Source organism: Streptomyces sp. 6N223 (genome assembly GCF_052246635.1).
Taxonomy (GTDB): Bacteria; Actinomycetota; Actinomycetes; order Streptomycetales; family Streptomycetaceae; genus Streptomyces.
Map to the genome: position 1 here is coordinate 20219 of NZ_JBQQCA010000064.1, position 19003 is coordinate 39221.

Genomic DNA, 19003 nt, shown 5'->3' on the forward strand with positions numbered 1-19003 from the left:
CCGCCCCTCGCCCGGGGCGGCCTTCGCGTCGTCAGTGGGTACGCGCGTGAGGTGGGCCGCCCGGGAGAGCGGTCCACCACCAGCTGCGGGTGTGCTGGGCTGGCTGCGCGAACATGCGGGGGACTATACGCCACGGCGCCGCGCGTGCGCAGCGGCGCGTGTCCGTCCAGCCGTCCGTGGCCGTCCCGCTGTGCGGGGGGCCGGGAAACGGAGTGGACACGACCCCTTAATCTGGACGGGTGACCGTGAACACTGAGAGCACCTCCGCCTCCGCCTCCTCCCTCGCGTCACCCGCGCCGGCCGTGTCCGGCGCCGGCGTCGGGGCCGGGGCCGACTGGCGGTATCTGCCGGCGGCGCAGCAGCCGGAGTACCCCGACCCGGCGGCGCTGCGGGCCGTGACCGCGGAGCTGGCGACGTATCCGCCGCTGGTCTTCGCCGGCGAGTGCGACCAGCTGCGGGACAAGCTCGCGGCCGTGGCCAGGGGCGAGGCGTTCCTGCTCCAGGGCGGCGACTGCGCCGAGGCGTTCGACCAGGTCAGCGCCGAGAACATCCGGGCGAAGCTGAAGACGCTGCTGCAGATGAGCGCCGTGCTGACCTACGCCGCCGCCGTGCCGGTGGTGAAGGTGGGCCGGATCGCCGGGCAGTACTCCAAGCCGCGCTCGAAGCCGACCGAGACGCGGGACGGCGAGACGCTGCCGTCCTACCGGGGCGACTCGGTCAACAGCCCGGAGTTCACGGCCGAGGCGCGCACGCCGGACCCGGAGCGGCTGCGGCGGATGTACCACTCCTCGGCGGCCACGCTGAACCTGGTGCGCGGCTTCACCACCGGCGGCTACGCCGACCTGCACCAGGTGCACGCCTGGAACCAGGACTTCGTGCGCACCTCCGCCTCCGGCCAGCGGTACGAGGCGCTGGCGCGGGAGATCGACAGCGCGCTGAACTTCATGAAGGCGTGCGGCGCCGACCCGGCCGAGTTCCAGACCGTGGAGTTCTACGCCTCGCACGAGGCGCTGCTGCTGGAGTACGAGGCGGCGCTGACCCGCACCGACTCCCGGACCGGGCGCCTTTACGACGTCTCCGGGCACTTCGTGTGGATCGGGGAGCGGACGCGGCAGCTCGACGGGGCGCACGTGGCGTTCGCCTCACAGATCCGCAACCCCATCGGGGTCAAGCTCGGCCCGTCGACGTCGGCCGAGGAGGCGCTGGCGCTGATCGACCGGCTCGACCCCGAGCGGGAGCCGGGGCGGCTGACGTTCATCACGCGGATGGGCGCGGACAAGATCCGCGACCGGCTGCCGCTGCTGGTGGAGAAGGTCACGGCGGCGGGCGCGCAGGTGGCGTGGGTCTGCGACCCGATGCACGGCAACACCTTCGAGGCCGCCTCGGGGCACAAGACGCGCCGCTTCGACGACGTGCTCGACGAGGTGAAGGGCTTCTTCGAGGTCCACAAGGGCCTGGGCACGCACCCGGGCGGCATCCACGTGGAGCTGACCGGCGACGACGTCACGGAGTGCGTGGGCGGCGGCGACGAGATCTTCGTGGACGACCTGCACCAGCGGTACGAGACGGCCTGCGACCCGCGGCTCAACCGCAGCCAGTCGCTGGACCTGGCGTTCCTGGTCGCGGAGATGTACCGGGCCTAGGACGCCCGGCCCGGTCCCGGGCCCCGCTCGTCACACCTCCGCCGACGGGGTAAGGTTAGCTTTACCTTACTGTTCGTCGGCGGAGGTTCGCGTGTTCGTCTGCTCGTGCTTCGGCATCACCGAGGAGCAGGTGCGTGCGCACGCCGCGGCCGGTGCGTGCACGCCCCGGCAGATAGCCTCCCAGTCCCGCGCGGGCACGGACTGCGGCTCGTGCGTGCGGCGCATCCAGGGGCTGCTGGGGCGCGTCGACGCCCCCTGCGCCCGCGTTGCCCTGGCGGGGGCGGCCGTGCCGGGCCCCGCCGAGCGGCTCGCGCCCGCGGGCGCGCCTCCGGCGTCCGCCCACGAGGCGGCGCCGCGGCTGGCGGCGGCACGGGCCTGAGCGGTCCGCCCGCACCCGCCCCGCCCCTGGGTTACGCCTCCTCGGGCTGCTCGATCTGCTGCGCCAGGTACAGCGCCTCGCCGAGCTTCTCCAGCAGGTCGAGCTGGGTGTCGAGGTAGTCGATGTGGTGCTCCTCGTCCGCCAGGATCGACTCGAAGAGCCGGGCGGAGGTGATGTCGCCCTTCGACCGCATCACCTCGATGCCCCGCCGCAGGCGGTCGATCGCCTCCACCTCGATCTGGCGGTCCGCCTGGAACATCTCCGTGACGGTCTGGCCGATCCGGACGTGGAAGAGCCGCTGGTAGTTCGGCAGCCCTTCGAGGAAGATGATCCGGTCGGTGAGCACCTCGGCGTGCCGCATCTCGTCGAAGGACTCGGCGCGCGTGTACTTCGCCAGCTTGGTCCAGCCGTAGTTCTCCTGCATCTTCGCGTGCAGGAAGTACTGGTTGATCGCGGTCAGCTCGGCGGTGAGCTGCTCGTTGAGGAACTCGATGACCTCGGGGTCGCCCTGCATGGCGGCGCGCTCCTTCCGGGTGGCCCAGGATTCGCGGATGGGTGTGCCGCATCGTGACATCACGGCGCCGATCCGTCCAGTAAGCGAAGCCTTACCAAAATAGCAGTGAGATACGCTACTTAGTGGTGCTATGAGCGGAATTGCCGGTATCTCCCCGGGGTGGGTGGCGGTGCGGAGCACCCCTCGCGGTCTGCCACCATGGAGGCATGGGTCAGCCGGACAGCCGCACAGGTCATGTGGGCCAGGGGCACATCGACCGGCTTCCCCCCGGCCAGCGGGTGCAGCGCGGCTGGCCGGTCACGCACTACGGGCCGGTGCCGAGGTTCAGGCCCGAGCGCTGGGAGTTCCGCGTCTTCGGGGCGACCGCCGACGGCGACAAGCACTGCTGGACGCACGAGGAGTTCGCCGCGCTGCCGTACCAGACGGTCCTCGCCGACCTGCACTGCGTCACCAAGTTCAGCATCCTCGGCGCCGAGTGGGGCGGCGTGCTCACCTCCACCCTGCTCGCCCTGGCGCCGCCCGCGCCCGAGGTCAGCCATGTGATGGTGTGGGCCGAGTACGGCTACAGCGCCAACCTGCGGCTCGCCGACTTCGCCGACGACCGCGCGGTCTTCGCCACGCACCGGGACGGCGAGCTGCTCACCGCGGAACACGGCTTCCCCGTGCGCCTGATCGTGCCGCACCTGTACGCCTGGAAGGGCCCGAAGTGGGTGCGCGGCGTCGAGTACATGGCCGCCGACCGGCGCGGCTTCTGGGAGGAGCGCGGGTATCACAACATCGGCGACCCCTGGCGCGAGCAGCGGTACTCCTATCAGGAGGAGCCGGGCGACGGCCCCGAGCTGTGAGGGCCGTGGGCCTCGCGCAGCTTCCGCAGCGCGGCCACGTCCGCCCTGATGCCCCGCTCCGGCGTCTCCAGCACCAGCGGAACGCCCTCGGTGGCCGGGTGGCCGAACAGCGCGGCCAGGCCCGCCGCCCCGATCGAGCCCTCCGCGATGTTGGCGTGGCGGTCGCGCCGGGAGCCGACCGCGTCCTTGGAGTCGTTGACGTGGATCAGCCGCAGCCGGCCGGGACCGGCCACGGCGACCAGCTCATCCAGCAGCGCCGCCGTGCCCCCCGGCGAGGCCAGGTCGTGCCCGGCGGCGAAGGCGTGGCAGGTGTCCAGGCACACCCCCACCCGGGGGTGGTGGTCCAGCGCCGCCAGGTACGGGCCGAGGTCGGCGGCGCGCGAGCACAGCGAGGCGCCCTGGCCGGCCGTCGGCTCCAGCAGGAGCCAGGGATTGCGCCGGTCGCGGGTGAGCTCCGACAGCAGCGGCAGCAGCAGCCGCCGCACCTGCGCCAGCGCCACCTGGGTCGGGCGTCCGCCGGTCGCCTGGCCGGTGTGCACGACGACGCCGCGCGCCCCGAGCTCCCGGCCCCGGCGCAGCGCGTGCCGCAGCGAGTCCACCGAGCGCCTGGCCGTGACCGCGTCGTGCGAGCCGAGGTTGATCAGGTACGGGGCGTGGACGAACGCCGCCAGGCCACGCTCCGCGCAGGCGGCGCGGAACAGCTCGTCCTGCCCCGGGTCACCGGGCGGCGTGGCCCAGCCCCGCGGGTTGCCCACGAAGACCTGCACGGCCTCCGCGCCCATGGAGCGGGCGTAGGAGATCCCGCGCGTGGCCAGGCCACCGGCCACGGGGACGTGGCTGCCAATGGGGTTGCGCTGGACGCCGCGTTGGGCGTTGCGTTGGGCGTTGCGTTGGGAAACGGGCACCGTCCAAGCGTGCCAGAGGGGCTCAGTACGGGCCGAAGACGTTGTCGATCGAACCGTAGCGGTGCTGCGCGTAGTGGGCCGCCGCGACGATATTCGACACCGGGTTGTAGATGTCAAAGGACGTGCCCGCCACGTGATATGCGTCGAACGTCGGCTGGATTACCTGGAGCAGGCCGATGGACGGCGTGCCGTTCTGGGCGTTGATGTCCCAGAGATTGATGGCGTTCGGGTCGCCGCTGGACTCCCGCATGATGTTGCGGTACAGGCCGTCGTAGGTGCCCGGAATTCCGTGCTCGGCCATGATGGCGAGCGACTCGCGAATCCAGCCGTCGAGGGTGTAGGGGTAGTCCTGCGTGGCGGCCTGCTCCGCCGCGTGGCGCGGCTGCCCGGCGGCGCCCCGGCTGACGGGCTGCCGCTGCTGCTCCTGCCGCTGCTCCCGCGCCTGCTGCCGCTGCCGCTCCTGCTCCTGTGCCTGCTCGCGCTCGGCGGCCTGCGCGCGCTCCTCGGCACGGCGGGCCTCGCGCTTCCCGGCGTTCTCCCGGCTCTGGTCCTGCGCCTGCGTGCCCGCGCGGCCCTGCTCCCCGGCCTGGGCCCCGCCGTTCTGGCCGCTCTGGCCGCTCTGGCCGCCCTGCCGGTCCTGCTGGCCGACGACCGCCCGCACCCCGTCGGGGCCGGTCTCCAGGCTGACCCGCGAGCCGCCGTCCTCCCCGGCGGGCTGCCGCTGGCCGGGGATGTCGGCCGCCTTCACGTCCCACGCGGCGGAGCCGCCGGTGGTGGCGGAGGACTCCGCGTCGGCCTGGACGGGCAGAACGCTGAGCGCGATGGCCGCGACACCCGCCGAGGCGAGAGCGGCCGTCGCGGTTATGCGTGATCGCGGAGAGCGGATATGGGCAAGCGAGCGGCGAGCGGACATACGTGAGAGACCTCGATCTCGGGAACGAATTGCGACGCCCTTGGTAACAGGCGAGCAAAACGCGCCGCAATCAGCCTTGGTACTAAGCGGCCTCGTATATCACGCGCAACGACGCGGAAATTCCCGGATTAGCCCACGGGAAAGGGGAACTAGGCCCCCTCGTAGATGACCAAGGTCCCTATGGCGGGACTCACACGCGAGCGCCATTTCGCGGCGGCAAAACCCGGCGCGAAACGCCTCCGGCAGCCCGGCTACCTGACCCAGATGGTGATCGTGGAGCCGCGCGGCGCGCGGTCCCCGCCATAGATGGACTGGTTGAACACCGTGCCGGTGAAGAAGAGCTGGTTCACGTTGACCTCGAAGCCCGCCTCTTCGAGGATGTCGGTCGCCTCGTCCTCCGGCCGGCCCCGCACGTCGGGCACCACGATCATCTCCGGACCCTTGGAGATGGTGAGCACGATCGTGTCCCCGGCCCCGGCCGAGGCGTGCGCCGCCGGGGTCTGCGCGGCGACCGTGCCCGCCTCCTCCTCGGAGAAGACCCGCTCCTCGGCCACCTCGACCTCCAGGCCCGCCTCGCTCAGCTCCTGCATCGCCGTCCCCTCGGGCAGGCCGACGACGTCGGGCACGTCGATCTCCGCGCCCCGGCTGACGACCAGGTCCACCGCCGAGTTCGCGGGACGCTCCTCGCCCGGCGCCGGGTCGGTGTCGATCACCGAGCCGCGCGGCACCTCCTCGGAGAACTCGCGGCGCTCCGCGCCCGAGGTCAGGCCCGCGTCCGCGAGCTGCCGCTTGGCCTCCTCCAGCGGGATCCCCCGGAGGTTGGGGACCACCGCGACCGGCGGCCCGTCCGAGACGGTGATGGTGACCGTGGAGTTACGCCGCACCCGCTCGCCGCGCTCCGGGTCGCTGGTGATGACGTGCCCGGCCTCCACGGAACGCGAGAAGTCCCGCTCGACCGAGACGTCGAGCCCGGCGTCGCGCAGCCGCTCCTCCGCCTCGGCCTGCGGCAGCTCGTACACCCCGGGCACGCGCAGGAACTGCCCGGAGTTGATGTACCAGACGCCGACGCCCACGCCCAGGAGCAGCAGCGCGGCGCCGATCAGCGTCAGCAGCCGGCGGCGCGGCATCCGCGGCCCTGGCGCCCCGGCCTCGACGTCCTCCGGGTCCTCGGCGTACTCCGCCGCGTACGCCCCGTACTCCGCCTCGTCCTCGGCATCCACCAGCGGCGGGAGGATCGGGTCGATGCGGGAGGTGGGCGCGGTCCGCTCCTCCGGCCCGGCGGCGTCGGGGGAGGCGGCGCGCACGCCCTTGGGCAGCGGCACGATCCGCGTGCGGTCCTCGGGCCCCACCTCGGGCGGCGCGGCCACCACGCCGGGGATGCCGGGGACCGCCGAGCCCGCCGCCGCCGACGACGCGGCGGCGGGCGGGGCGTCGAGCTGCTCGTCGCTCAGCGCCGCCCGCACCGCCCGCACCAGCGTCAGCAGCGCGGCGGCGTCCGCCGGCCGGACCCCCGGATCGCGGGCCGCGGCCCGGCCGACCAGCCCGTCCAGCTCGGCCGGCAGCCCCGGCGCCGCCTCCGAGGGCAGCGGCAGGTCCTGGTTCACGCGGGCGTAGAGCACCTGGGCGGCGGTGTCCCCGGCGTGCGGCTTGGCGCCGGTCAGCATCTCGTACAGCAGCACGCCGCAGGCGAAGACGTCGGTGCGGGCGTCGACCTGGCCGCGCTCGATCTGCTCGGGGGCCAGGTACGCCACCGTGCCCAGCACCTCGTCGGTGGTGGCCGAGGTGTGGCTGTCGACCCCGCGCACCAGGCCGAAGTCGGCGACCTTGACCCGGCCGTCGTCCCCGATCAGCACGTTCTCCGGCTTCATGTCGCGGTGCACCAGGCCCGCGCGGTGCGCCGCGCCGAGCCCGGCCAGCATCGGCTCGGCGATGTCGAGCACGGCGCGCGGCTGGAGCGCGCCCCGCTCCCGCAGCAGGTCCCGCAGCGTGCAGCCCGCCACGTACTCCATGACGAGGTAGACGTATCCGGCGTCGGTGCCCTGGTCGAGCACGCCGACGATGTTCGGGTGGTCGAGCCGGGCCGCCGACCTGGCCTCGCGGGTGAAGCGCTCGACGAAGGTGTCGTCCCCGGCCAGCGTGGGATGCATCACCTTCAGGGCCACCACCCGGTCCAGCCGCGCGTCGGTTGCGAGGTAGACCGTGGCCATGCCGCCGACCGCGATCCGCTGGTCGACGCGGTAGCGGCCGTCGATGACCTGACCGATCAGCGGGTCGTGCAGGGTGGTGTCCACAAGCCACGAGTTTACGGGCCGTGAACGACAACGCGGCCGGTCCATGCCCCGGCCGCGGCACGGCTGCAGCGGAACGGTGACGAACGCTCACACGGCCCCGGGAGCCCGGTCACTGGAGCGAGGTGGTCAGCCCCAGCGCCTCCCGGATGCTGATCTCCGTCTCGACGCCGAGCGTCGCGTAGCCGTCGCCGTAGTGCGTGTCGTACTCCGCCTGGCCGGCCGCGTCCGCCGCCCGGTCCCAGTGGGGGACGCTCTCCCCGCGCGCCGCGACGAGGTCGTCGACCAGCCCGGAGACCTCCGCCGACCAGCTCGCCCGGGACAGCGCGTCGGCCTCCTCGGTGATGGTCCGCGACATCTCGCCCGCCCAGGAGCGGTGCTCGTCCAGCGCCGCGCCGGGCGCCGGCTCCTGCCAGATGACGGCCTCCAGCCGCGCGGTGATCTCCAGGTACCTGGTCTGCTCCTCGCTGAAGCCGCTCGCGTCGCCGCGCAGCGAGCCGGTGAGCGGCGAGCCGTCCTGGTGGCCGAAGAAGCACAGGATCTCGCGGTCGCCGTAGGCCCAGCCGGACTGCTGGGGGTAGTAGAAGAAGTACGTCACCGAGCTGTCGAGGTTCCACACGTCGAGCACGTACGGCTGCACGAGGCCGCCGCACTCCTCGGCGGCGACCCGGGTCAGCTCCTCGTCGCCGGGAAAGGCCTCGTAGCCGGTGACCCGGGTGCTGCCGAAGGCCTCCGCCTCGTGGGCGCCGTCGCAGGCCAGCCGCGTCACGCGGAACTCCTCGGTGGCCTCGTCCTCCTGGAACCGGTCGAGCCCGGTGCCGGAGTCGAAGCAGTCGCCGACCCCGATCGAGTAGACGTCGATCTCCTCGGCCCCGTCGCCCGGCGCCGGCGTGGGCTCGTCGGGCCCCTCGGGCTCGTCGGACTCGGTGGGGGAGGGGCCGGCCGCGTCCTCGCCCGGCCGGTCGTCCTGCGAGGCCGCGGTGGCGCTGCCGCCCTCGTCCTCGGCGTTGAACACCGCGACCGGGACGACGACGGCCAGCACCGCTATCTGCACGCTCGCCAGCGCGACGGCGGCTATCGCCAGGCCCTTGCCACGCTGCCGGCGCTGCTGGGCGTCGCCGTCGGTGAGCCGGGAGAGGGCGATCAGGCCCAGCACCAGCGCCAGCGGGAAGAGGACGAAGAGGGAGGTGACGAACGCCGCCACGGCCATGCCGCTGAACGGCGGCCGCGCGGGCGCCCACGGCTGCTGGGCCGGCGGCGGTGCGTACGGCTGGGGCGACCCGGGTGGCGGGGGCCAGGCGCCCGGCGGGGGCGGCGGCTGCGGTGAGTCCATGGGGTCCCTCGAGGCGGATGACGATCGTGCGTGTCTCGCGTGGGCGACGTTGGCGTTCCCCGGCGGACGGGGCGGATCGTATCTCAGCGCCCCGCCGCACGGCGTCGCGCCTCAGGCCTCGCGCCCCTCGTCGTCCGGCCCCGCCGCCCCGGCGAGCTCGGCCAGCCCGGCCGTCGGCGAGGAGGCGTGGGCGAGGCGGCGGCGCGGGATCCTGCCCGCCAGGAACGCCGTCCGGCCCGCCGTCACCGCGTGCCGCATCGCCCGCGCCATCGCCTCCGGCCGCCGCGCGCGCGTCACCGACGTGGCCAGCAGCACCCCGGCGCAGCCCAGCTCCATCGCCAGCGCGGCGTCCGACGCGGTCCCGATCCCGGCGTCCAGGATCACCGGCACCCCGGCGCCCGCCACGATCAGCTCGATGTTGTGCGGGTTGCGGATGCCGAGCCCGGAGCCGATCGGCGAGCCCAGCGGCATCACCGCCGCGCAGCCCGCGTCCTCCAGGCGCCGGGCGAGCACCGGGTCGTCGTTGGTGTACGGCAGCACGGTGAAGCCGTCGTCGACCAGGGTCTCGGCGGCCTCCAGCGTCGCCACCGGGTCGGGCAGCAGGGTGCGCTCGTCGGCGATCACCTCCAGCTTCACCAGGTCGGTGCCGAGCGCCTCGCGGGCCAGGCGCGCGGTCAGCACCGCCTCGCCCGGGGTGTAGCAGCCGGCCGTGTTCGGCAGCGGGCGGATGGCGTGCTCGCGCAGCACGGAGAGCACCGAGCCGCGCGTCTGCGGGTCGAGGCGGCGCATCGCCACCGTGGTCAGCTCGGTGCCGGAGGCGGCCAGCGCGCGGCCCAGCACGGCGAGGCTGGGCGCGCCGCCGGTGCCCATGATCAGGCGGGAGGACAGCCGCAGCCCGCCCAGCACCAGCGGCTCGCCGAGCTCGTCGGGCCTCGCCTCGGTCTCCGGTGCCTCCGTCTCCTGTGACGTTGTCTCTTTGGTCTCTTTGGTCTCTTTGTCTGCTTCTGCGCGTGTCACGGCGTCCGTCATGACGTGGCTCATCCTCCCTGGACGGCGGTCAGCACCTCGACGCGGTCGCCCTCGGCGAGCGTCGTGCCGGGCCACTGGCCGCGCGGGATCACGGTCTCGTTGAGCGCGACGGCCACCCCGGGAACGCCGGGTGCCCCCGCCTCTCCCGCCCCGGCCGCCGCGCCCGCCTCGTACGCCGGGAAGAGCTCCGCCAGCAGCCGCTCCAGCGTGATGCCGGGCGCCAGCTCGCGCCGCTCGCCGTTGACCCACACCGTCACGTCAGCGCCTCCGCCCGCGCGCCCGAGAACCGCTCGGCGCCGAACGGCCGTGCCAGCGCCGGAAGTTCGCCGGTGGCGAGCGCCTCCGCCATCACCTCGCCGGTGACGGGGGCCAGCAGTACGCCGTTGCGGTAGTGCCCGGTGGCCAGCAGCAGCCCCGGCAGCCCGCCGGGCCCGAGCAGCGGCGCGTTGTCCGGCGTACCGGGACGCAGCCCCGCCCGGCACTCGGTCAGCGGCAGCTCGGTCAGGCCCGGCACCAGCTCGTGCGCGTCGCGCAGCAGCTGGTAGACGCCCCCGGCGGTGACCGCGGTGTCCCAGCCGGCCTCCTCCGAGGTGGCGCCGATGACCAGCTCGCCGTCGGCGCGCGGCACCAGGTACACCTGCCCGCCGCGGACCACGGCCCGCACCGTGCGCGACAGCGTCGGCGCCGCGGGGTCCATCCGCAGCCGCAGCACCTGGCCCTTGACCGGGCGCACCGGCGGCAGCAGCCCGGGCGGCAGCCCGCCCACCTCGCCGCTGCGGCAGCCCGCCGCGAGCACGACCTGCCCGGCCGGCAGCTCCCGGCCGTCCGCGAGGCCCACCCCGGTGGCACGGCCCCGGGAGACGGCCACCGTCGCGGCCCGCTCCCGGTGGAAGACCACACCGGCGCGTTCGCACGCGGTCAGCAACGCCGCCAGCAGCCGCCGGGGATCGACCTGGTGGTCGCCGTCCACCAGCAGCCCGCCGCGTACGCCCGGGGCGAGCATCGGTTCGAGGCGGCGGCACTCGCGGCCGCCCAGCCACTCCGCGGCGAGGCCGCAGCGGCGTTGCAGCGCGTGCAGCTCGCGCAGCAGCGCCCGGTCGTCGGCGTCGAGCGCCGCCACGAGGGTGCCGCAGGGCCGGTAGCCGATGTCGGCGCCGCCGGCCTGGGCGAGTTCCTCGGCGAAGGCGGGGTAGCGCGCGGCCGAGGCCAGGGCGAGGTCGAGCAGCGGCTCCTCGCCGGGGTGCAGCTCGGTGGCGGCGGCGAGCATCCCGGCGGCCACCTCGGCGGCACCGCCGCCCGGACGCGGGTCGACCACGGCGGTGCTCATGCCGCGCTGCGCCGCCCGCCACGCGGTCACCAGCCCGATGACGCCGCCGCCGACGACGATCACGTCCGGCGCGTCCGGCGCGTCCGGCGCGTCCGGCGTTGCTCCGCCCATCGCGACTCCTCCCTTCGCCGGCATGACCCGGATCAGGTTCGTACGGTCGGAGGCCGGCCAGCCTCCCTCTCAGCCCGGTGCGCCCGGGCTCCCGTGAGTGCCTCACAGCAGCCTTGCGGCTAACGGCAGCCTAGTGCCCGGGCCCTCGCCGCCGCACGCCCCTGTGCGCTCCCTCGTACGCTTGACGCCGTGACAGAGCAGCGCGTCGTCATCGCCGGGGCGGGGCTGGCGGGGGCGCAGACCGCCCATCAGCTCCGCGAACAGGGCTGGCGGGGGGCCATCACCCTCGTCGGGGCCGAGCCGCACCGGCCCTACGACCGGCCGCCGCTCTCCAAGGACGTGCTGCTCGGCAAGGCGCGGCCCGAAGACGCCGCGCTGGAGGTCGACTTCGAGGGGCTCGGCGTCGAGCTGGTGCTGGGCCGCGCCGCGACCGGGGTGCGCACCGCGGAGCGGCTGCTGGAGACCGACGCCGGACCCATGGCGTACGACCGCCTGGTGCTGGCAACGGGCGCCGTGGCCGCGACCCTGCCCGGCACGGGCGGCGGCGGCGCGCATGTGCTGCGGACGCTGGACGACGCCCGGCGCCTGAGGCAGGTGCTCGACGCGGGCGGCAGCCTGGTCGCGGTCGGCGCCGGGTGGATCGGCGCCGAGGTCGCCACGGCGGCGCGCGCGGCCGGGTGCCGGATCACGGTGGTCGAGGCAGCCCCCCAGGTGCTGCCGGGCGCGCTGCCCGCCGAGGTCGCCGAGCCCATGCGGCGCTGGTACGCCGCGGCCGGCGCCGAGCTGCGCACCGGGCAGCGCGTCGTCTCCGTCCGCGAGGGTGAGGTCGAGCTGGCCGACAGCGCGGTGCTGGGCGCGGACGCGGTGCTCGTCGGGGTGGGCTCGCGGCCCGCCACGGGGTGGCTGGCGGGCTCGGGCATCGAGCTGGAGGCGGACGGCTCCGTCCGCGCGGACGCGGGTCTGCGCACCAGCGCGCCCGGGGTGTTCGCCGTCGGGGACTGCGCCTCCTTCCCCTCAGCCCGCTACGGGCGGCGGCTGCTGGTCCACCACTGGGACAACGCCCTGACCGGCCCGCGCACGGTCGCCGCGAACCTCGTGGCCGGGGACGGCGTCCAGGAGGTAACGGCGTACGACCCGGTGCCGTACTTCTGGTCCGAGCAGTTCGGGCGTTACGTCCAGTACGCCGGCCATCACACCGCCGCGGACCGGCTGCTGTGGCGCGGCGCGCCCGACGGCGACGCGTGGAGCGTCTGCTGGCTGCGCGAGGGCGACGGCGCGCTCGTCGCCGTGCTGGCGGTGGACCAGCCGCGTGATCTGGTCCAGGGCCGCCGCCTCATCGCGCGCGGCGCCCGCCTGGACCCGGCGCGGGCGGCCGACCCGTCCGTCCCCCTCAAGGCCGCCGTCCGCTGACGACTGTCGGTGGAAGATGGCAGGCTTAGTGATGTGACTGAGACCCAATCGTCGATTGATCCGCGGATTGACGCGCTCGTCCCGTCGTGGCTGACCCTCCCCGACATCGCCGAGGAGCTGGGCGTGGAGGTGACCCGCGTCCGGCAGCTTGTCAAGGACGGGCAGCTCATCGCGGTCCGCCGGGGAGAGAACCGCGTGCTGCAGGTGCCCGCCGCCTTCATCGGCGGCGGCAAGATCGTCAAGGGCCTGTCCGGGACGCTCACGCTGCTGAAGGACGACGGCTTCACCGACGAGGAGATGCTGGAGTGGCTCTTCACCCCGGACGACAGCCTGCCGGGCACCCCGGCGCAGGCCCTGCGGGAGAACCGGGGGACGGAGGTGAAGCGCCGGGCACAGGCGCTCGCCGTGTGAGCGGCACCCGCCCGGCCGGCATCCACCCGGCCGACGCCCGCCTGGCCGAATCCCGGCTGTACCTGTGCACCGACGCCCGCAGGCGGCAGGGGGACCTGCCGGAGTTCCTCGACGCCGTGCTGGGCGGCGGCGTGGACATCGTGCAGCTCCGCGAGAAGGGCATCGAGGCCGCCGAGGAGCTCGAGCTGCTGACGGTCTTCGCGGAGGCGTGCCGCCGCCACGGCGCGCTGCTGGCGGTCAACGACCGGGCGGACGTCTGCCACGCGGCGCGCGCCGCCGGGCTGCCGGCCCAGGTGCTGCACCTGGGCCAGGGCGACCTGCCGGTCCCGGCCGCCCGCGCCATCCTGGGCGAGCGGGCGCTGATCGGCCGCTCCACCCACGCCGAGGCACAGGTGGACGCGGCCCTGGCCGACCCGGCCGTGGACTACTTCTGCACCGGGCCCTGCTGGCCCACCCCGACGAAGCCGGGGCGGCCGGCGCCGGGCCTGCCGCTGGTGCGGTACGCCGCCTCCCGCGTCGCGCGCGCCCGCGAGGCGGGGGCGGCGGCATACCGGCCGTGGTTCGCCATCGGCGGCATCGACGCGGGCAACCTCGACCAGGTCCTGGACGCCGGGGCCCGCCGCGTGGTGGTGGTGCGCGCCCTCACCGACGCCGGCGACCCGGGCGAGGCCGCGGCGGTCCTGGCGCGGCGGCTGCGGGAGCGGCCGCTCGACGGGCCGCCGCCCGGCGTGCCGACGGCGCCGCCCGGCGTGCCGCGTCCGGCCAGCGGACGCGCCCCAGTGGAAGGAACCCGCCATAGGTAACCTGCGCCTATGGCTCTCGGCATTCCCAGCACGATGACGGACCGTGCCCAGACGGTGCGCGAGCTTCTCGCGGCCGGGCAGCATTCGTACTCCTTCGAGTTCAGCCCGCCCAAGACCGAGAAGGGCGAGCGCACCCTGTGGAACGCCATCCGCAGGGTCGAGGCGGTCGCGCCGACCTTCGTGTCCGTCACCTACGGCGCCGGCGGCTCCTCGCGGGAGCGCACCGTGCGGGCCACCGAGCGCATCGCCACCGAGACCACGCTCACCCCCGTCGCCCACCTGACCGCCGTCAACCACTCCGTCGCCGAGCTGCGCAACATCATCGGCCAGTACGCCGCCGCCGGGATCAGGAACGTGCTGGCGCTGCGCGGCGACCCGCCCGGCGACCCGATGGGGGAGTGGACCAAGCATCCCGAGGGCGTCAGCTATGCCGTGGAACTGGTCCGTCTGATCAAGGAGTCAGGGGATTTCTGCGTCGGTGTGGCGGCGTTTCCCGAGATGCACCCGAGGTCCACCGGCTGGGAGGACGACATCCGGCATTTCGTCAGCAAATGCCGGGCAGGCGCGGACTTCGCCATCACGCAGATGTTCTTCTATCCCGAGGATTACCTGCGGCTTCGCGACCGGGTGGCCGCCGCCGGATGCGACACGCCGATCATTCCGGAGATCATGCCCATCACGAACGTTCGGCAGATCGAACGCTTCACCCAGCTCAGCAACGCGACATTCCCTCCCGAGCTGGAACGGCGCATCCTCGCGGTCAAGGACGACCCTTTGGCTGTACGCTCGGTCGGGATCGAATTCGCCACGGAGTTGTGTGCGAGGCTGATGCAGGAGGACATCCCCGGACTGCACTTCATCACGCTCAACACCTCTAGCCACTCCACAGCGACGCTGGACGTCTACCGCAACCTGGGGCTGCACCAGCGGTCGTGACCATCACCGCCGAGAGGGGCCTACATGGGCTGGACGGTCCTCTACATCGCGTTCGGAGTCGTGGCCCTCTGGCTCCTAGGCGAGGTGCTCCTTCAGTACAAGGCGAGGCTCCGCTGGCGGCTGGTCGCATTCTGCGGCTTTCTCGGCGTGGTACTGGGCGTGTTGCTGCCCTCGGTGCCCGTCATCGCGGCGGGCACGGTGGCATTCGCGATCGGCCAGACCTTCGTGACGCTCTCCTTCCGGCGCGGCTTCTCCACCGGCTGGGCGCTGGGCGGCAAGCCCGGCACCAGCAGGCGGCGGCGGGATACGCAGACCGGTGAGATGCGGCCGCTGGAGCCGGTCGCCGACGACGGCGGCGGCGTCGACGCCGCCGGGTACGCCGCCTACCCGCCCCCGCCGCCCCCCGCTCCCTCGTCCGGCGGGGAGCAGTACCGGGACCAGGCCCAGGATCCGTACGCAGAGCGGCAGGACGAGGGCTACACCGAGGAGATATATCCCGCCTCGCCGCTGTACGAGCCGGCCGCCGCCGACTACGGCGGCTCCTATCAGGAGCCCTACGGCGAGCCACTCGGCACGGGGGACCCGGCGGGCTACCCCGGGCAGCGGGCCGGCGAGCCCTACGAGCCGGCGTACGAGCCCGCCTACGAACCGGCCTACGCCGCCTACTCCGACCCGTACATCGGCGGCGCCGCCGCCCAGGACGACCCCGGTCCGGGCGGGGGCAACGGCCCGGAGACCTACGCCGACTACGGCGCCCAGCCCTTCCAGACCGAATACCAGCCCGGCCTCCCGGGCGACTACCAGCAGGACTACCAGCAGGACTACCAGCCGCCCGGGCAGCAGCCCTACGACCCGGGCTACGCGCCCGGCTACCCAGCAGCGGGCGCCGGGCCGTGGCCCGGCGCCGAGTCCGCCGCCCAGCCCGCGTACTACCCGGAGACGCCGCCCGGCGGCGTCTCGATGCCGCAGCAGCGCGACCCCGGCTCGCCCGACGCCACGGGCGTCGGCGGCTACGGCGCCCCGCAGCCCGCCGCCGGTCTCTACGCCCAGCCCGACGGCTACGGCAACGGGAACGGGGCCGGCGATTCCGAGCAGGACTACTACGCCGACCAGTTCGGGCAGTTCGGGCAGGAACGACGCTACTGAACGCCGCATGTGCGCGGCTACCTAGACGACCGGCCCCGCTCTAGGTACAGGGATGAGTATCCCGACGGATGGGAGCGCGCCCACGTCCACGGAAGTCTTTGAGGCGTCGGCAGGGACCGCGTCCGACACCGCCGGCACGGGGCGGCGGAGAAGACGAAGTGGCCCGCCGGGGGGGGTATGGGGGGGAGGGGGGGGGGGTGGTCAGCCGGGGCCGGCGCCGGCCACGGCTGACCACCCATCTCATCCGGCGTCAGCCGCGCTGCCGGCGTCGCCCGCGCCGCTCAGCCGCCCGCGCAGCAGCAGGGACAGGGCCTGGTGCACCTCCGCCAGCGGGCGTTCGGGCTGGAAGGCCTGCCAGTCCAGGGCCGCGACGACGACCATCCCCACCAGGGCGCCGGCCGTCAGCTCCACCTGCAGGTCCTCGCTGAACTCCTCCGACTTCACCCCCTCGCGCAGCACGTCGGCCACCACCGCGATCGTCTCGTCGCGGACCGAGACCAGGGTCGAGTGCCAGGCCCGGTGCGTCCGCCACAGCTCGGTGGTGATGAGCCGCGTGAAGGCGGGATGGCGCGCGATGAAGCCGAGCCCCGCCCTCGCCATCGCGTCCAGCGCGTCGGCCGCCCGGCCACGCTCGGCGAAGGCGGCGTCCGCCACCTCCTGGAGCGAGGCGGTCAGCGATCGCACGCCGTGCCGCAGCAGCTCCTCGAAGAGCTCGGTCTTGCCGGCGAAGTTGTAGTAGACGGTGCCTTTCGCGACGCCCGCGCGCTCGGCGATCTGGTCCACCGTGGTGGCGGAGAAGCCCTGTTCGGCGATGAGCGCGATCGCGGCCTCGTAGAGCCTGCGCCGGGTCGCACCACGCCGTGTGCCCGTGCGTGCCATGGGCCGATTCTCCTCCCTGCCTCACCGTGCCACCGCACACCCCCTCACCACAGGGGCGCGAGGGGCCTGAGAGAAGGGTGTTGAAGCGTTTGCAGTGCCCGTTCGGTGGTCACCACAAAGCCCTCCCTGAATTGTCAGTGCCATGGTTCACCATGTGCTCAGATGCGAAGAGCACCGCTGAATGACGCCAGGAGGCTCGTCATGACCGGACTCCCGACCGACGTGCACCCCGTGCCGCGCCGGGCGCCCGCGCCGCCCGCCGCGTTGGATCTCCTCGCCCAGGCCGAGCGCGGGCTCGGCGAGGCGTCCACCCTGACCGACCCGGGCGAGGCGTATGTCGCCGCCCACCTCGCGGCGCTGCGCGCCGCCGCCGCCGTGCTCGCCGTGCGGGGGCGGCCGGAGACCAGCGCCCGCGCCCGCCGCAGGATCCGCAGCGTGTGGGAGGTGCTGCCGGAGATAGCGCCCGAGCTGGCCGAGTGGAGCGTGCTGTTCGCGGCCAGCGCCGAGCGCCGGGCCAGGATCGAGGCGGGCATACGCGGCGTGGTGACGCGCCCCGACGCGGACGACCTGACCAGCGCCGCCGGGTACTTCCTGCGGCTGGTGGAGGAGATGCTGGTGCAGCAGCCCGTGCTGCGCGGGGAGGACCCGCGGGGCGGCCCGGCCGCGAAGTAGGCTGGTCCCGCCCGACGGGGACGACGGGGACCTTCCCTCCCCCGGCCTCACGGCTCCACAGCCACACAGCACTCGACAGCACTCCACAGCACTGCACGATCACCGCGCGCACGAGGAGACGTCCGCCATGCCGACACAGCCCAGGGTCCGTCGCGGGGGAGCCTCGGGCGCCTCGCCGGGATCGCTCCCGGGCTCGCCGCCCGGGCCGCACGCCGAGCTGCGCACGGGCGTGGTGTGGCAGGTGCTGCGCCAGGCCCTCATCGCCCGCTCAAGGGCGGCCGGGCGGGAGGGGCTTGAGGTGCTGGACACCGGCGGCGGCAGCGGCAGCTTCGCCGTTCCCGTCGCCCGGCTGGGCCACCAGGTCACCGTCGTCGACCCGAGCCCCAACGCGCTCTTCGCGCTGGAGCGCAGGGCCGCCGAGGAGGGCATGGAGGAGCGGGTGCGCGGTCTCCAGGGGGACACGCGGGATCTCCTCGACGTGGCGGAGCGCGGCGGGTACGACATGGTCCTGTGCCACGGGGTCCTGGAGTACGTGGACGACCCGGCGGCCGGTCTGCGCGCCGTAGCCGGTGCGCTGCGTGATGACGGCGGCACGCTGAGCCTGCTGGCGGCGGGCACCGGCGGCGCGGTGCTCTCCCGCGCGCTGGCCGGGCGCTTCGCCGAGGCCCGGCGTGTCCTCGGCGACCCCGCGGGCCGCTGGGGCGAGGCCGATCCGGTGCCGCACCGCTTCAGCGTCGAGGAGCTGAAGGCGCTGGTCACGGACGCGGGGCTGGTGCCCGGCGAGGTGCACGGCGTCCGGATCTTCACCGACCTGGTGCCCGGTGCCCTGGTGGACACCGAGCCGGAGGCGCTGCGGGAGCTCACCCGGCTGGAGGCCGAGGCGGCGGTGGTGCCGGCGTTCCAGGCCGTCGCGGGCGAGCTGCACGTGCTCGCGGAGGTGCCGTAGGCCGCTCACGGCCCCTTTTGGTGGGCGTTCCTCGTATTATCGAGATCAGCTCATCAGGAACGGCCGCCCGGCATGACCGGGGTTCCCTGAGGGAAGGACACATCCACCCCGCAAGGCTCCCCGGGGCTCAAGGTGGTGGGCGAAATTGGCGTACAGGGGTGGGTTTCACAGGGAGGTTTCCCTGCCTATCCTTGAAGGGTCGGATCCGGTCGCCACCGCGACCGACGAGTAGGAGGACTCCGTGCCGCTCTCGGACCACGAGCAGCGCATGCTCGAACAGATGGAGCGCGCGCTGTACGCCGAAGATCCCAAATTCGCGACAGCGCTTGAGGGTAGTGAGCTGCGCACGTACACCCGCAAGCGGGTCTACCAGGCGATCGCCGGTTTCCTGTTGGGCATCACCCTCCTCATGGTCGGCCTCCCCGTCGGGCAGGAGTGGCTGAGCGTCGTGGGCTTCCTGATCATGCTGGGCTGCGCCGCGATCGGCGTGACAGCCTGGCGCCGTTCCCCGCC

At 74.0% G+C, this 19003-nt stretch carries 20 protein-coding genes and 1 riboswitch; of the genes, 11 read left to right on the forward strand and 9 right to left on the reverse strand.

Going from position 1 to position 19003, the window contains the following annotated elements:
* Nucleotides 1–302: 302 nt before the first annotated feature.
* Nucleotides 303–1643 (forward strand): class II 3-deoxy-7-phosphoheptulonate synthase, encoded by a 1341-nt coding sequence (locus ACTWQH_RS28420; RefSeq protein ID WP_443289661.1) that lies wholly within the window; start codon nt 303–305, stop codon nt 1641–1643.
* Between the two features lie 91 nt (nt 1644–1734).
* Nucleotides 1735–2022 carry a (2Fe-2S)-binding protein gene (locus ACTWQH_RS28425; RefSeq protein ID WP_443289642.1) on the forward strand — a complete coding sequence of 96 codons (288 nt, stop codon included), beginning with the start codon at nt 1735–1737 and terminating at the stop codon, nt 2020–2022.
* A gap of 31 nt (nt 2023–2053) precedes the next feature.
* Here the strand turns inward: ACTWQH_RS28425 and bfr are convergent, their stop codons facing one another.
* Nucleotides 2054–2536 carry a bacterioferritin gene (gene bfr, locus ACTWQH_RS28430; protein WP_443289643.1) on the reverse strand — a complete coding sequence of 161 codons (483 nt, stop codon included), beginning with the start codon at nt 2534–2536 and terminating at the stop codon, nt 2054–2056.
* Between the two features lie 206 nt (nt 2537–2742).
* Here bfr and ACTWQH_RS28435 point away from each other — a divergent pair, with 206 nt between their 5' ends.
* Nucleotides 2743–3381, forward strand: coding sequence for a sulfite oxidase-like oxidoreductase (locus ACTWQH_RS28435; protein WP_443289644.1), 639 nt, complete (start codon nt 2743–2745; stop codon nt 3379–3381).
* Here the strand turns inward: ACTWQH_RS28435 and ACTWQH_RS28440 are convergent.
* From ACTWQH_RS28440 to thiO, 7 genes are all read right to left on the reverse strand, one after another.
* Entirely contained in the window at nt 3348–4286 is a 939-nt protein-coding gene (locus ACTWQH_RS28440) for a deoxyribonuclease IV (protein WP_443289645.1), read from the reverse strand. The genes ACTWQH_RS28435 and ACTWQH_RS28440 overlap by 34 nt on opposite strands.
* A gap of 22 nt (nt 4287–4308) precedes the next feature.
* Nucleotides 4309–5199, reverse strand: a complete 891-nt coding sequence (locus tag ACTWQH_RS28445; protein ID WP_443289646.1) for a transglycosylase SLT domain-containing protein — start codon at nt 5197–5199, stop codon at nt 4309–4311.
* 251 nt (nt 5200–5450) lie between these two features.
* Nucleotides 5451–7490, reverse strand: coding sequence for a Stk1 family PASTA domain-containing Ser/Thr kinase (pknB, locus tag ACTWQH_RS28450; protein ID WP_443289647.1), 2040 nt, complete (start codon nt 7488–7490; stop codon nt 5451–5453).
* A gap of 109 nt (nt 7491–7599) precedes the next feature.
* Nucleotides 7600–8820 carry a septum formation family protein gene (locus ACTWQH_RS28455; RefSeq protein ID WP_443289648.1) on the reverse strand — a complete coding sequence of 407 codons (1221 nt, stop codon included), beginning with the start codon at nt 8818–8820 and terminating at the stop codon, nt 7600–7602.
* A 111-nt stretch (nt 8821–8931) separates the two neighbouring features.
* Nucleotides 8932–9690 carry a thiazole synthase gene (locus ACTWQH_RS28460; RefSeq protein WP_443289662.1) on the reverse strand — a complete coding sequence of 253 codons (759 nt, stop codon included), beginning with the start codon at nt 9688–9690 and terminating at the stop codon, nt 8932–8934.
* 167 nt (nt 9691–9857) lie between these two features.
* Complete coding sequence (thiS, locus tag ACTWQH_RS28465; protein WP_443289649.1) at nt 9858–10106, reverse strand: sulfur carrier protein ThiS; 249 nt, start codon at nt 10104–10106, stop codon at nt 9858–9860.
* Nucleotides 10103–11287 (reverse strand): glycine oxidase ThiO, encoded by a 1185-nt coding sequence (thiO, locus tag ACTWQH_RS28470; protein ID WP_443289650.1) that lies wholly within the window; start codon nt 11285–11287, stop codon nt 10103–10105. Before thiO ends, thiS begins: the two co-directional genes overlap by 4 nt.
* Nucleotides 11279–11392, reverse strand: a riboswitch (TPP riboswitch). Its footprint overlaps the gene before it by 9 nt.
* An 84-nt stretch (nt 11393–11476) precedes the next feature.
* On the opposite strand from thiO, the gene ACTWQH_RS28475 reads away from it, so the two are divergent.
* From ACTWQH_RS28475 to ACTWQH_RS28495, 5 genes are read left to right on the forward strand one after another with little or no spacing between them, the layout of a single operon-like run.
* Nucleotides 11477–12697 carry an NAD(P)/FAD-dependent oxidoreductase gene (locus ACTWQH_RS28475; RefSeq protein WP_443289651.1) on the forward strand — a complete coding sequence of 407 codons (1221 nt, stop codon included), beginning with the start codon at nt 11477–11479 and terminating at the stop codon, nt 12695–12697.
* Nucleotides 12698–12730: 33 nt separating this feature from the next.
* Nucleotides 12731–13108 (forward strand): Rv2175c family DNA-binding protein, encoded by a 378-nt coding sequence (locus ACTWQH_RS28480; protein ID WP_443289652.1) that lies wholly within the window; start codon nt 12731–12733, stop codon nt 13106–13108.
* Complete coding sequence (thiE, locus tag ACTWQH_RS28485; protein WP_443289653.1) at nt 13105–13911, forward strand: thiamine phosphate synthase; 807 nt, start codon at nt 13105–13107, stop codon at nt 13909–13911. The genes ACTWQH_RS28480 and thiE overlap by 4 nt, the downstream gene beginning before the upstream one ends.
* A gap of 9 nt (nt 13912–13920) precedes the next feature.
* A complete protein-coding gene (gene metF / locus ACTWQH_RS28490) occupies nt 13921–14847 on the forward strand; it encodes a methylenetetrahydrofolate reductase [NAD(P)H] (protein ID WP_443289654.1) in 927 nt (308 codons plus the stop codon).
* 24 nt (nt 14848–14871) lie between these two features.
* Nucleotides 14872–15993, forward strand: a complete 1122-nt coding sequence (locus ACTWQH_RS28495; RefSeq protein ID WP_443289655.1) for a hypothetical protein — start codon at nt 14872–14874, stop codon at nt 15991–15993.
* A gap of 240 nt (nt 15994–16233) precedes the next feature.
* On the opposite strand, the gene ACTWQH_RS28500 is transcribed toward ACTWQH_RS28495, so the two are convergent.
* Nucleotides 16234–16872 carry a TetR/AcrR family transcriptional regulator gene (locus tag ACTWQH_RS28500; RefSeq protein WP_443289656.1) on the reverse strand — a complete coding sequence of 213 codons (639 nt, stop codon included), beginning with the start codon at nt 16870–16872 and terminating at the stop codon, nt 16234–16236.
* Between the two features lie 201 nt (nt 16873–17073).
* On the opposite strand from ACTWQH_RS28500, the gene ACTWQH_RS28505 reads away from it, so the two are divergent.
* The 3 genes from ACTWQH_RS28505 to ACTWQH_RS28515 form a co-directional block, all read left to right on the forward strand.
* On the forward strand, nt 17074–17544 hold the full coding sequence (locus ACTWQH_RS28505) for an SAV_6107 family HEPN domain-containing protein (RefSeq protein WP_443289657.1): 471 nt from the start codon (nt 17074–17076) through the stop codon (nt 17542–17544).
* A gap of 127 nt (nt 17545–17671) precedes the next feature.
* Nucleotides 17672–18490 carry a class I SAM-dependent methyltransferase gene (locus ACTWQH_RS28510; protein WP_443289658.1) on the forward strand — a complete coding sequence of 273 codons (819 nt, stop codon included), beginning with the start codon at nt 17672–17674 and terminating at the stop codon, nt 18488–18490.
* A gap of 241 nt (nt 18491–18731) precedes the next feature.
* Nucleotides 18732–19003: DUF3040 domain-containing protein (locus tag ACTWQH_RS28515; RefSeq protein WP_443289659.1), on the forward strand; the 272-nt coding region annotated here is incomplete at its 3' end.